9 protein-coding genes are annotated in these 13,772 nt (G+C 69.6%); 2 read left to right on the top strand and 7 right to left on the bottom strand.

Annotation, left to right across the window (positions count from 1 at the left end):
* From alaS to H283_RS0113025, 7 genes are all read right to left on the bottom strand, one after another.
* Entirely contained in the window at window positions 1-2,673 is a 2,673-nt protein-coding gene (gene alaS, locus H283_RS0113055; RefSeq protein WP_020143967.1) for an alanine--tRNA ligase, read from the bottom strand.
* A 352-nt stretch (window positions 2,674-3,025) separates the two neighbouring features.
* Window positions 3,026-4,078, bottom strand: a complete 1,053-nt coding sequence (locus H283_RS0113050; protein WP_020143966.1) for an ABC transporter ATP-binding protein — start codon at window positions 4,076-4,078, stop codon at window positions 3,026-3,028.
* Entirely contained in the window at window positions 4,075-5,145 is a 1,071-nt protein-coding gene (locus tag H283_RS0113045; protein WP_020143965.1) for an ABC transporter ATP-binding protein, read from the bottom strand. The genes H283_RS0113050 and H283_RS0113045 overlap by 4 nt, the downstream gene beginning before the upstream one ends.
* The gene (locus H283_RS0113040) at window positions 5,142-6,128 is read right to left on the bottom strand and encodes an ABC transporter permease (RefSeq protein ID WP_028785566.1); all 987 of its coding nucleotides are present in this window, start codon (window positions 6,126-6,128) and stop codon (window positions 5,142-5,144) included. The genes H283_RS0113045 and H283_RS0113040 overlap by 4 nt, the downstream gene beginning before the upstream one ends.
* Window positions 6,129-6,242: 114 nt before the next feature.
* Entirely contained in the window at window positions 6,243-8,018 is a 1,776-nt protein-coding gene (locus tag H283_RS0113035; RefSeq protein WP_028785565.1) for an ABC transporter substrate-binding protein, read from the bottom strand.
* Window positions 8,019-8,088: 70 nt separating this feature from the next.
* Entirely contained in the window at window positions 8,089-9,120 is a 1,032-nt protein-coding gene (locus H283_RS0113030; RefSeq protein WP_051103639.1) for an ABC transporter permease, read from the bottom strand.
* A 271-nt stretch (window positions 9,121-9,391) separates the two neighbouring features.
* A complete protein-coding gene (locus tag H283_RS0113025) occupies window positions 9,392-10,792 on the bottom strand; it encodes a replication-associated recombination protein A (protein ID WP_020143961.1) in 1,401 nt (466 codons plus the stop codon).
* A 20-nt stretch (window positions 10,793-10,812) separates the two neighbouring features.
* On the opposite strand from H283_RS0113025, the gene H283_RS0113020 reads away from it, so the two are divergent.
* Both H283_RS0113020 and H283_RS26720 read left to right on the top strand, forming a co-directional pair.
* Window positions 10,813-13,008 carry an MMPL family transporter gene (locus H283_RS0113020; RefSeq protein ID WP_020143960.1) on the top strand — a complete coding sequence of 732 codons (2,196 nt, stop codon included), beginning with the start codon at window positions 10,813-10,815 and terminating at the stop codon, window positions 13,006-13,008.
* Window positions 13,005-13,769, top strand: a complete 765-nt coding sequence (locus H283_RS26720; protein WP_020143959.1) for a GNAT family N-acetyltransferase — start codon at window positions 13,005-13,007, stop codon at window positions 13,767-13,769. The genes H283_RS0113020 and H283_RS26720 overlap by 4 nt, the downstream gene beginning before the upstream one ends.
* The last annotated feature ends 3 nt before the right edge of the window (window positions 13,770-13,772 follow it).

Raw genomic sequence — 13,772 nt, 5'->3', positions numbered from 1 at the left:
TCAGGCGCCTCGGTTGCGGAGCTGGTCCTCGACGGTGCCCAGAGCCACCGAGACGCGTGTCGGGTCGGTGCCCCCGCCCTGGGCGAGGTCGTCCTTGCCGCCACCGCCCCCGCCGAGAGCCTGGGCGGCGAGCTTGACGAACGCACCGGCCTTGAGGCCGATCTCGCGGGCGCGCTCGTTCGTCGCGACGATGACGACCGGGCGACCGGAGGCCACCGAGGCCATCGACACGAGCACCGGACGGTCGTTGCCGAGGCGGCCGCGCACGTCGGTGACGAGCTTGCGCAGGTCGTCGCCGGTGACGCCGTCACCCGCATCGTGGCTGACGAACGTCACGCCGGCGATGTCGCGCGCCGACTGGACGAGACCGGCCGCGGCCCCGAGCACCTGGCTCTGGCGCACGGCGGCGATCTCCTTCTCGGCGTCGCGCAGCCGTCCGAGGATGGTCGCGATGCGGTCGGGCAGCTCGTCCCGGCGGACCCCGAGCGTGTCCGTCAGCTGGCTGACGATCGTGGCCTCGCGGGCGAGGTGGGAGTACGCGTCGGCGCCCACGAGCGCCTCGACGCGCCGCACGCCGGAGCCGATCGAGCTCTCACCGAGCAGCTTGACGACGCCGATCTGGCCGACCCGAGGCGTGTGCGTGCCGACACACAGCTCACGCGACCACTCGCCGATCGAGACGACCCGGACCCGTTCGCCGTACTTCTCGCCGAAGAGCGCCATGGCACCGAGCTTCTTCGCCGCGTCGATGTTCATGACGTCCGCCGTGACGGGCAGGTCGTCGAGGAGCACGGCGTTGATCCGCCCCTCGATCTCGCCCATCGCGGCGGCCGGGACGGCCTGCAGCGACTTGAAGTCGAAGCGCAGGCGGCCCGGGGAGTTCTCGGACCCGGCCTGGGTCGCCGTGTCACCGAGCTCGTCGCGCAGGGCCTGGTGCACCATGTGGGTCGCCGTGTGGGCGCGCGAGATCGACCGGCGGCGCACGACGTCCACCTCCGCCTCGGCGTCGTCGCCCAGACCGGCCTCACCCTCGAGCACTCTCGCGCGGTGCACGACGAGGCCGGTGATGGGTCGCTGGACGTCGGTGACCTCGATGAGGGCACCGTTCGCGAGGCGGATGTGCCCGTGGTCGGCCTGTTGACCACCGGACTCCGCGTAGAGCGGCGTGCGGTCGAGCACGATCTCGATCTCGTCGCCGGGACCGACGCGGTCGACGACGGCGCCGTCGCGGATCAGCCCTCGGACGCGGGTGTCGGTCAGCGTCTGGTCGTAGCCGGTGAACTCGACGTCACGCCCCAGGGTGTCGGACAGCTGCCGGTAGACGCTCGTGTCGCCGTGCGCCGACTTCTTCGCCCGCGCGTCGGCCTTGGCCCGGTCGCGCTGCTCGCCCATGAGCCGGCGGAAGCCGGGCTCGTCGACCTGCAGGCCCTGCTCCGCAGCCATCTCGAGCGTCAGGTCGATCGGGAAGCCGTACGTGTCGTGCAGCGCGAACGCCTCGGCCCCGCCGAGGGTCGTCGCACCGGACGACTTGGCCCGCGCCACCGCCGTGTCGAGGATCGTCGTGCCCGAGCTCAGCGTGCGACGGAAGGCGTCCTCCTCGGCGTACGCGACCTGGCTGATCCGGTGGAAGTCGGTCTCGAGCTCGGGGTAGGAGGACTTCATCCGCTCCATGCTGACCGGCAACAGCTGCTCGAGGGTCGGCGCGTCGACGCCGAGCAGGCGCATCGAGCGGACCGCACGGCGCAAGAGGCGGCGCAGGACGTAGCCGCGGCCCTCGTTGCCGGGGGTGACGCCGTCGCCGATGAGCATGAGCGAGCTGCGCACGTGGTCGGCGACGACGCGGAAGCGCACGTCGTCCTCGTGGTCGGCGCCGTAGCGACGGCCCGTGAGGTCCTCAGCGGCCGCGATGACCGGGAAGACCTCGTCGGTCTCGTAGATGTTGTCGACACCCTGGAGCAGGAACGCGACGCGCTCGAGCCCCATGCCGGTGTCGATGTTGCGCTTGGGCAGCTCGCCCGCGATGTCGAAGTCCTCCTTCGACCGGACGTTCTCGAGCTCGTACTGCATGAAGACGAGGTTCCAGAACTCGAGGTAGCGGTCGCCCGCCTCCCAGTCACCGTCGGCACCGAACTCGCGGCCGCGGTCGAGGAGGATCTCGGAGCACGGGCCGCCGGGACCGGCGACGCCCATGTTCCAGTAGTTGTCCTTGCGCCCGAGGCGCACGATGCGGTCGTCGGAGAGGCCGGCGATCTTCTTCCAGAGCGCGATCGCCTCGTCGTCCTCGAAGTAGACGGACGCGTAGAGGTCCTTCTCCTCGAACCCGAGGCCGCCCTCGGCCTGGCTGCGGGTGATGAGCTCCCACGCGAGCTCGATCGCGCCTTCCTTGAAGTAGTCGCCGAAGCTGAAGTTGCCGTTCATCTGGAAGAACGTGCCGTGCCGGGTGGTCTTGCCGACCTCCTCGATGTCGAGGGTCCGCACGCACTTCTGCACGCTCGTGGCGCGCGAGAACTGCGGGGTCTCCTGACCGAGGAAGTACGGCTTGAAGGGGACCATGCCGGCGTTGACGAACAGCAGGTTCGGGTCCTCGTGCACGAGCGGGGCGCTCGGCACGACGGTGTGGCCGCGGCTGCCGAAGTACGAGAGCCAACGACGCCTGATCTCAGCGGTTTCCATGATGAGTCCTTGGGGTCGACGGGTGTGGTCTGCGAGAGCCCGTCGCGCGTGCGGACGGGCGGGCGGGGGCGGGGTCAGCGAGGCGCCTCACTCGGGCGCGGCTGACCCCCGGCGAGCTCGCCTCGCCGGCTGCAGGCCACCGCTCCGGGTCGGCCTGGGTCCCTGGTGGGCCACGGTCATCGTCCTTCGGTCGTCGGCGCACGCTCGCGCCGAGGTGGTTCAACCCTAACGGACCGCGTGAGACTCGTCCCACCACCTTTGCCCGGGTATGCCGCTCGGGCCGGCCCCCGTGCGGGAGCCGGCCCGGCGGCACACGTCGTGCCACGTCGCGCCATCGGCGCTCACTCCGACCTCAGGCGGAGTGCTCGACCTCCGCGACGAGGTCGGTCTTGACCTCCGGGAAGTGGCAGGCCTGCAGGTGGATGCCCGCCTCGCGGTACGTCCGGGTCGACTCCTCCGAGGTCGCCGACACGAGGGGCGGCTCCTGCTGGGCGCAGATGTCCTGCGCCTTCCAGCACCGGGTCCGGAAACGGCAGCCGCTCGGCGGGTCGATCGGGCTCGGCACGTCGCCGACGAGTCGGATGCGCTCCTTGGGGGCGATGCCACGCGCGACGTTGATGTCGGGCGCCGCCGAGAGCAGGGCCTGGGTGTACGGGTGCTCCGGAGCCTCGTAGATCTTCTTCTTGTCGCCGTACTCGACGATCTTGCCGAGGTACATGACCGCGACCTGGTCGCAGAAGTGACGCACGACGCCGAGGTCGTGGGCGACGAAGATGAACGCAAGGTCGAGCTCGTTGCGCAGCTTGGCCAGCAGGTTCATCACCTGCGCCTGGATCGACACGTCGAGGGCCGACACCGGCTCGTCGGCGATGATCAGCTTCGGCTCCACCGCGAGGGCGCGGGCGATGCCGATGCGCTGGCGCTGGCCGCCCGAGAACTCCGACGGGTAGCGGTTGATGTGCTCCGGGTTGAGGCCGACGAGCTCGAGCAGCTCCTGCACGCGGGCCTTCTCCTTGCCCTTGTGCAGGCCGTGCACCCGCAGCGGCGTGCTGAGGATCGCCCCGACCGTCTGCCTCGGGTTCAGCGAGGAGTACGGGTCCTGGAAGATCATCTGCACGTTGCGGCGGATGTCGCGCAGCTCGTGCTCCTTGAGGTGCGTGATGTCGCGCCCCTCGAACTCGACGGTGCCGCCGGTGGGCTCGTCGAGCCGCGTCACGAGGCGCGAGGTCGTCGACTTGCCACAGCCGGACTCGCCCACGAGGCCGAGGGTCTGGCCCTCGTTGACCGTGAAGCTGATGCCGTCGACGGCCTTGACCGTCGCCTTGACCATGCGCAGGCCCTGGACCTCGCGGAACGGGAAGTAGCGCTGGAGGTCGGTGACCTTGAGCAGCGTCTTGTCGCTCATCGGGCTCCCTCGTCGTGCTGCAGCGTGGCCACGGGGTCGGCCAGGTGACAGCGGATCTCACGGTTGGACAGGCCCGGGGTCGGGCGCCACTCGGGCAGCACGGTCCAGCAGGCGTCGCCCTCGACCTGCGTCTTGAACTCGCAGCGCGGGTGGAACGAGCAGCCCGACGGCAGGTTGAGCAGGCTGGGCGGTGTGCCCTTGATCGCCTTGAGCTCCTCGAGGTCCTCGGAGTGCGACGGCAGCGACTGGAGCAGCCCGTAGGTGTAGGGGTGCGACGGCTGGGCCAGCACCTCCTTGGCGCTGCCCTTCTCGACGCCGCGACCGGCATACATCACGAGGATGTCGTCAGCCGTCTCGGCCACGACCGCGAGGTCGTGCGTGATGAGGATGACCGCCGAGCCGAACTCCTTCTGGAGGTCGTTGACGAGGTCGAGGATCTGCGCCTGCACCGTGACGTCGAGGGCCGTCGTGGGCTCGTCGGCGATGAGCAGCTTGGGGTTGTTGACGAGCCCGAGCGCGATCATCGCGCGCTGGCGCATGCCGCCCGAGAACTCGTGCGGGTAGGAGTTGGCGCGCCGCTGCGGGTTCGGGATCCCGACGAGGTCGAGCATCTCGACGGCTCGCTTGAGGGCCACCTGCTTGCTCACCTTGTTGTGGGCCTGGTAGGCCTCGGCGATCTGGCGGCCCACCTTGTGGAAGGGGTGGAGCGAGCTCTGCGGGTCCTGGAAGACCATCGCGGCCTTGGTGCTGCGGATCTTCTGGAACGTCGAGTTCTGTGCGCCGACGAGCTCGATGCCGTCGAGCTTGATGCTGCCCGTGATCTGGGTGCGCTTGGGGTTGTGCAGACCGAGCACCGCCATGCTGCTGACCGACTTGCCGGAGCCGGACTCGCCGACGATGGCGAGCGTGCGGCCGAGGCGGGCCTGGTAGGTGAGGTTGGAGACGGCCTTGACCACACCCTCCTCGGTGGGGAAGGCCACCGAGAGGTCGTTGACGTCGAGGACGACGTCGCCGGCGTTGCGGGCTTCAGCGGTCTGGGTCGAGATGGTGGGAACGGTCGCGGTCACGAAAGCCTCACTCGCGGGTCGATGAAGGAGTACGCGATGTCGACGACGAGGTTCATGACCACGACGACGACGGCTCCGATGAGCACGGTGCCCATGATGACGGGCAGGTCGAAGGACCGGAGGGCCGCGAGGCCGCGACGGCCGATGCCGTCGACACCGAAGATCTGCTCCGTGATGAGCGTTCCGGTCAGCAGCGCGGCGATGTCGAGGCCCAGGATCGTGGCGATCGGGCTCATCGCGGCGCGGAAGCCGTGCTTGAACAGGACGGTGCGCTCGTTGATGCCCTTGGACCGTGCCGTCCGGATGTAGTCCATCGACAGCGTCTCGATCATCGAGTTGCGGGTGTATCGCACGTAGGACGACGCCGTGACGAGCCCGAGGATCAGGGCCGGGGCGAGCATGCCCATGAAGTAGGGACCGACTCCGGCGGATATCGCGGAGTACTGCGGAAGGACGTTCCACAGGATGACCGGGTAGAGCGCGACGAGGAGCGCGAGGACGTAGTACGGGATCGAGCCGAGCACCTGGGAGGCGCCGACGAGCCCGCGGTCGGTCCCTGAACCGCGGCGGACCGCCGCGATGATGCCGAGCGTCACGCCCACCGTCACGAACACCACGGCGGCCATCAGGGCCAGCACGACGGTGTTCGGGAAGCGGGTGAAGAGCTCCTCGTTGACGGAACGACGCGTCACGAAGGAGAAGCCGAGGCAGGGAGCGCCGCAGTGGACGGTGTCACCGGCGTACACGAAGTCACGGCCGACGAAGAGTCCCTTGAAGTACGTGAGGAACTGCTCGATGAGGGGCTTGTCCAGCCCGATGCTCTTGGTGATGGCCTCGAGCCGAGCGGGGTTGCACTTGGTCTCGGGGCACATGGCCTGGGCCGGGTCGGCGGGTCCGGCGAAGAACAGCAGGAACGCCGAGACCAGGGTGGCCATGATGACGCTCAGGGCGAGAGCCAACCGCCTGAGGATGTACGTGAGCACGTTTTGCCTTCCAAACGAGGTGGGCGCCGGTGGTGGGGGCCCGGGAAACCCGGACCCCCACCACGGCTGTCAGTTCAGATCTTGCTCCCCCGGAGGGGCGCTGTCACTGACGACTTACTGGTCGAGCCACACGTCGGTGAGGTCCGGCATACCCTTGTTCGGGTTGTTGTGGACGTTCTTGACCTTCGTACCGAAGACCGAGTTGCCCTTGTCGTTGTTGTCCGGGATGGCCAGGAGGTAGTTCTCCGTCAGCCACTTGTCCATCTTGCCCCACTCCGGGCCCTGCTCCGTGATGGAGAGGTTCTGGATGCGCTTGATCTCGGCGTCGATCTTGGCGTCGGAGAAGTTACCGAACGTCGTGCTACCACCCGAGAGGGCGATCGTGCCGAAGGTGGGCGGGATGATCGAGTCGGCGGACGGCCAGTCGAAGCACCATCCACGCGGCGACTGGAGCATGTTGTACTTGCCCTTGGGGTCGCCGACGATCTTGCGACGCTCGGCTCCGGGGACACCGATGTCCTGAACCTTGAAGCCAGCGGCCTCGAGCTTCTGCTTGCGGACCTGGTTGACCTTCTGAGCGATGTCGTCGTCGTTCGTGTAGTAGTAGATGAGCTCGAACGGCTTGTCGGGGCCGTAGCCGGCCTTGGCAAGCATGTCCTTGGCCATCGTCGGGTTGCCGTCGCCCTGGCCGTTCATCTTGAAGCCCGGGGCGGCCTCGGCCGTGTAGTCGAGGTGGCCGGGGATCTGCGGCGGGATGATCGTGCTGGCGGGCGAGAACGAGTGCGTGGTCTCACCGCCGGCCTTGTGGATCGAGTCGAAGGGCCACGCCACGGCGATGGCCTTGCGGATCTCGAGCGGGATCTTGCGGGCGTCCATGTTGACCATGAGCACGCACGAGGAGGGGCCCTCCTCGAACTGGGCCTTCTTGTCGCCCTCGATCTGCGGGATGAGCGAGGAGTCGATGGCGTCCCAGTTGAGGCTCGTGGCGTCGTCACCGTTGGAGGCGAGGATGGCCGTCTGCGTCTTGATGGTGTCGACGCCCCACTTGAAGTGGAAGCCGTCGGGGTAGTTGTGACGCGCCGGGTCGGTGGCCGGGTCCCAGTTGGGGTTGCGCTTGAGGACCAGCTCGGTGCCGGGGGTGTACTTGTCGAACATGTACGGGCCGGTGGCGAGCGGGTGCAGCTGGTAGTCGGCCTTCTTGTCCTTCGCCTCGGGGATCGGCGTGAACTGGTTGAAGGAGACGAAGTAGGGCAGCGTCTCGAAGCGCTTCTCGAGGTGGAAGACGACGGTCTTGTCGTCGGGAGCCTCGACACCCTTCCAGTTCTTGTCGCCCTTGTAGGGGCCCTGGTAGTCGGCGCCACCCTTGAAGAACTCGCGCTGGTACGTCGGGCCGTTGGCCGCGAGGTCGGGGTCGAACGAGCGCTTCGCGGCGAAGACGATGTCGGCGGCCTTGACCGGCGTGCCGTCCTCGTACTTGATGCCGTCCTTGAGCGTGAACGTCCACGTCAGGCCGTCCTCGGACGCCTTGCCGAGGTCGGTCGCGAGGTCCGGAACGAGGACCTGCTTGCCGTCACGGCTGACGTAGGTCGTCAGGGCGCGGTGCGTGAGCGAGAAGATGACGGCCGTGTCCTGGAAGAACTGGTCGCTCGGGTCCATGTTGGCGGGCGTCGAGGAGTAGGGCACCGTGAGGATGCCACCCTTCTTCGCGCCGGGGATCTCCGGGGCCGGGCCCTTGGCGTTGGGGTCGAGGGCGGCACCGGCGGTGTCGACCTTGCCACCCGTGCCGTTGGTGCCACCGGCACCGCCGTTGTTGGCGGCAGGTGCTCCGCAGGCCGCGACGAAGCCGAGGGAAGCCGCGGCTCCCACGGTCAGGACTTTGGTCCAGCGCATTGTTGTTTGCTCCCTTTGTGCTTGTCCCGGCGTTTTGCCGAGAACATCTGGTGACCGTGACCCGGTGGGGTCAGCGGCGGCTGGTGGGGTCGAACGCGTCGCGGATCGAGTCGCCGAGCAGGCTCAGGGCGAGGACGAGCAGCGAGAGGCCGATGACGGACGGCCAGAGCCACAGGGGGTACGTGGCGAAGAGGTTCTGGGCGTCGGCGATGGTGCGGCCCCATGAGGCCGTGGGCTCGACGAGACCGGCGCCGAGGTAGCTCAGCGTCGCCTCGTAGGTGATGTAGGCCGGGACGGCGATCGAGGCGGAGACGATGATCGGGCCGACGAGGTTGGGCAGGATCTCGCGGAAGAGGATCGAGCGGGTCGGCACGCCGATGGCTCGGGCGGCCTGGACGAACTCCCGCTCGCGCAGGCTCTTGACCTCACCACGCACGAGTCGTGCCAGCCCCATCCACCCGAACACGACGAGGATGACGATGAGGACCCAGAAGCGGATCGTCGACGTCTCCTCCGGGGTCAGGTCGCCACCGGCCGCGATGCGCTTCTGCATGATCGGGATGATCGCCAGGACGAGCAGCAGGATCGGCAGCGACAGGAAGAAGTCGATGACCCAGGAGATGACCTTGTCGGAGGCGCCACCGAGGTAGCCACCGATGAGGCCGAGGGCCACGCCGACGAGCGTCGACGCGAAGGCCGCGACGAAGCCGATGACGAGCGAGGGGCGGGCGCCGTAGGCCCAGCGGGCGAAGAGGTCGCGACCGAGGCGCGGCTCGACGCCGAGCCAGTGGGCCGAGCTGGCCCCGACCGTTGGCAGACCGTTGAAGTCGACGAGCTCGGTGTGCACGGTGCTCGGGTCGGCCTTCGCGCCGGTGATGGGGTCGACCGCCTCGAGCGAGACGAGGAACGGGGCGAAGATCGCGACGAGCAGGAAGAACAGGATGATGGCGGAGCAGATGATCGCGACCTTGTCCCGCTTGAGCCGGGCCCAGGCCACCTGGCCGGGAGAGCGTCCGGTGCGGACCTCCTGGTGCTCAGGGGCGGTCGTCGAAGACGTCTCCTCGGATTCCTCGGTCAGCGTTGCTGCTGAGGGCTCCGGCATTGCGTTCAACGCGTTGTCTCCATCCTTGTGGGATCACATCCGACCCGGGGATTCGTCACCCGAGCCGCCCTCGGGAGCACACCAGATGATCCGGATGCCACCCCCGCCGGGACGACGCGAGCCTGCCACACAGTTTCGCGCTGTCCAAGCATCGAGACGTGCATGGATGACAAATCGTTACCGAGCACCACGTCCCGCGACACAATGTCCGTCCACGCGTGGCAGGGCCGAAACAATCCCCGACCACGCACCGGCAGACACGTCCCTCCGGTCACTCTCCGCGCGTGCGCCCCAGACGTCCCGAGAGCCATTCCCAGCGCGCCCGGAGGCGCTCCTCGAACCCGCGGTCCGTGGGGCGGTAGTAGCTGACGGCGTCGTGGAGGTCGTCCGGGAGGTACTGCTGCGCGGCGACCCCGTCGGGCTCGTCGTGGGCGTAGACGTAGCCCTTTCCGTGGCCGAGGCGCTCGGCCCCGGCGTAGCCGCTCCCCCGCAGGTGCGCGGGTACGACGCCGCCCCGCCCCGCGCGTACGTCGGCGATGGCCTCGTTGATGCCGAGGTATGCCGCGTTGGACTTGGGTGCCATGGCGTTGTGCACGACTGCCTGAGCGAGGATGATCCGCGCCTCCGGCATGCCGATCTGCGCCACCGCGTGCATCGCGGCCACGGCCGTCTGGAGGGCTGTCGGGTCGCCCATCCCGACGTCCTCGCTGGCGGAGATGACGATGCGGCGAGCGATGAAGCGGGGGTCCTCCCCCGCCTCGAGCATCCGCGCGAGGTAGTGCAGGGCGGCGTCGACGTCGCTGCCGCGCATCGACTTGATGAGCGCACTCGCCACGTCGTAGTGCTGGTCGCCCGCACGGTCGTAGCGGACGGCCGCCTGGGCGACGGCCTGCTCGACGTGCGCGAGGGTGATCTCGACGGGGTCGTCGGACATCCGGCCCGCAGGCTGCGCGTCGAGCGCGACACCGGCGGCTGCCTCGAGCGAGGTCAGTGCCCGCCGCGCGTCGCCGCCCGCGATCCGGACGAGGTGGTCAGTGGCGTCGCCGGCCATCGTGTGTGCGCCACCGAACCCGCGCTCGTCCGCGAGCGCGGCGGCGAGCAGCTCGGCGATCTCCCCGTCGGACAGGGACTCGAGCGTGACGAGCACCGAGCGCGACAGCAGGGGCGCGATGATGCTGAACGACGGGTTCTCCGTCGTCGCTGCCACGAGGATGACGGTGCGGTTCTCCACGCCCGGGAGCAGGGCGTCCTGCTGGGCCTTGGTGAAGCGGTGGATCTCGTCGAGGAAGAGCACGGTCTGGCGGCTGTAGAGGTCCCGCTCGCGCACGGCCGACTCCATGACCGACCGGACGTCCTTGACCCCGGCCGTGACGGCGGAGAGCTCGACGAAGCGGCGTTCGGCCGCGGTGGCCACGAGGTGGGCGAGTGTCGTCTTGCCCGTCCCGGGCGGCCCCCAGAGGATCGCGGAGAGCGGGCCGGCGGCACCGCCTGATCCTTCGATGAGCCGGCGGAGCGGGCTGCCGGGGCGCAGCACCTTGCCCTGGCCGCGGACCTCGTCGAGGGTGCGGGGCCGCATCCGGACGGCGAGCGGGGCGACGCCTGCCGACGCCGGCTGCTCGCCGCGCTCGGCGGCGGAGGCCGCACCGAAGAGGTCCTCCGTGCTGTTCGACATCACTGTGGAAGGCTATCCGCGTGCAGAACCCCTCAGCCGCGGGCCCGGCGCCGCGCACCCGCCTGGCTCGCCTCGGTGCACTCATCGCCCGCCACCCGCGCACGTGGATCCTCGCCTGGGCCGTCGCCGCGATCGCGTGCTTCGCCGTCGCGGTCGGCGGGGTCACCGGCGAGTCCCTCTTCGAGCGCCTCCACTCCGGCGCGCCGACCGTGGAGTCCGAGTCGTCGCGCGCCCAGGACGTCATCGCCGAGAGCCAGCCGGCGCTCGAGACGCTGACGATGCAGGTGACCGGTGCCGACCTCGCTGACGCCGCGACGGTCGAGGCCGGGAGGTCGGCGACGCGCGAGGTCGCGCAGGTCACCGGGGTCAAGAGCGTGCGGTCGCCGCTGCTCGCGCCGGGCGGGGTCACCGACCCGTCGGTGGCTCCGCTGCTCAAGGGCGGCACGCCCACCGCGGGCGGATTCGTCACGGTCGTCGACTTCGCGCCGGGACTCGACAAGGCGGCACAGGACGCGGCCGAGACCCAGGCGGAGGCCCGCCTGCTCGGTGTCGCCACCGCCATGCACGCCCAGGGCTCCGTCGGCAGCACGAGCAAGGTCATCGAAGCCATCACGACGACCGTCGAGCGGGACCTGCTGCGGGGCGAGGGCATCGCGTTGCCGCTCACCTTCATCGTCATGTTCTTCGTCTTCGGCGGCTTCGTCGCCGCAGGCATGCCCATCGTCGGGGCCATCGTCTCGATCGGTGGTGCGCTGCTGTCGCTCTTCGGCTTCTCGCACGTCGTCGAGCTGGACGCGACCGTCGTCAACATCGTGACGCTGCTCGGGCTCGGGCTGTCGATCGACTACGGGCTGCTCACCGTCAGCCGCTTCCGCGAGGAGCTCGCGCACCGGGAGCACGACGTGCCGACGCGCGAGGAGATCGCCCACGCGGCCGAGCGGACGGTGGCGACCGCGGGCCGCACCGTCCTGTTCTCCGGGCTGACCGTCGCCATCGCCCTCGCCGGCCTGCTCATCTTCGAGGCGTCGATCATGCGCGCCATCGGTGTGGCCGGGGTCAGCGTCGTGCTCGTCGCGATGGTCGTCGCCATCACGCTCGTGCCGGCGCTGTGCGTGGTGGGGGCAAAACGACTGTCCCGCAAGGCAGTCGAGAGGCCGTCCGACGTCGGCCTCTTCTCGCGCCTCGCCGTGGGCGTGCAGCGACGCCCGGTGGCCGTCATCCTCGGCGTCGTCGTGGTGCTCGTGACACTGGCCCTGCCCACCCTGTCGATGAAGCTGACGTCGTCCGGGACCGAGCTGCTCCCCAAGGACGCTCCCCAGCGGGTCTTCTTCGAGCAGCTCGACCGCGACTACCCTGCCCTGTCCGCCCCGGAGGTCACGGTCGTGGCCCGCACGGCCGACACCGCCGCCGTCACGGCCTGGTCCCAGCAGTTCCGCTCGCGCCCGGGGGTGGAAGGTCTCGTCGTCCGTCCGCTCGGCAGCGGCGACCAGCGCGTCGACATCCGCGTCGCCGGACGGCCCACCTCCGACGAGGCGCAGGACCTCGTGACGACGATCCGAGCGACGAGCGCCCCCTTCGAGACGCTGACGACGGGCCAGGCCGCCGGACAGATCGACTTCCTCGAGTCGATGTCGTCCCGTGCCCCGTACGCCGTCGCGCTCGTCGTGCTCGGCACGTTCGTCCTGCTCTTCCTCATGACGGGGTCCGTCGTGCTGCCGGTCAAGGCGTTGCTGCTCAACGTCATCTCGCTCGGTGCGGCGCTCGGCGTCGTCGTGTGGATCTTCCAGGAGGGCCACCTCGAGGGGCTGCTCGGCTTCAGCTCGGTGGGAGCCCTCGAGTCGATGGTCCCCTTCCTCGTCCTCGCGTTCGGGTTCGGCCTGTCCATGGACTACGAGGTGTTCCTGCTCTCGCGGATCGTCGAGTTCCACCGGCACGGCGCCGGCAACGACCGGGCCGTCTCCCTGGGCCTCCAGCGCACCGGCCGCATCATCACGTCGGCAGCCCTGCTCATCGTCATCGTCTTCGGTGGCTTCGTCGCCGGCGACATCCTCATCATCAAGCAGATGGGCGTGGCTCTCGTCGCGGCCGTCGTCATCGACGCGACCCTCGTGCGGATGCTGCTCGTGCCCGCGACGATGACGGTGCTCGGCCGGTGGAACTGGTGGGCGCCCGCACCGATGCGTCGCCTCCACGACCGCTTCGGGATCACGGAGTGACCGCCGTCGTCGCGGAGCACGGGCTCGACGGTCTGCTGGACGCGACCGGCGGCCATCCCTTCGTGCGGTGGGAGGTCACGGACGAGCTCGCCGCGACGTGGTGGGGTGCGGCCGACGCCGTCGCCTTCCAGCGCACCCGCAAGGCCGTGCGGCGCACCGTCAACGTCCTCGGTGGAGACGACGGCGTGACGGCCCTCCTCGACCACCTGCCGGAGATCGCGGCGACCGTCTCGCCCGACCGTCGCGCCTTCTCCGTCAGCGTGCCGCAGCACCTCGAGCCGCACCTCCGGGAGCGCTACCGCGTCATGGACGGCGGCGACTGGGAGTGGTTCCACACGACCATCGCTCCCGACGAGCACCCTTCGCACGAAAGGGTGGTCGTCATCGACGACGTCGCGCGCGCCGACGAGGTGCGGGCCTTCCTCAGGGCCCAGTCCCCGACCGCCGACACCGAACCCGGATGCGGCGAACGGTGGTTCGCCGTGGAGGACGCCGACGGCTCCCTCAGCGCGGTGGCGGCCTGGGGCACCACGCGCGCCGGTGCTCCGCACCTGTCGTCCGTCGCCGTCGACACGCGCCTGCGGGGACAGGGGCTCGGCCGCGCCATCGTCGGCGCCGTGACCCGCCTAGCCGTGGCCGAGACCGGCGTCTGCACCCTCGGGATGTACTCCCACAACGCCGTCGCGCGAGGGCTCTACCTGTCGCTCGGCTACGACCGGCTGTGCGCCTGGTCGAGCCGCCCGGTCGTCATCGACCGCTGACCG

It is taken from the genome of Terracoccus sp. 273MFTsu3.1, from assembly GCF_000383675.1.
Lineage (GTDB): Bacteria > Actinomycetota > Actinomycetes > Actinomycetales > Dermatophilaceae > Terrabacter.
The sequence above is the reverse complement of the archived record's forward strand: the minus strand, read 5'-3'. Positions and strand labels throughout refer to the sequence as shown.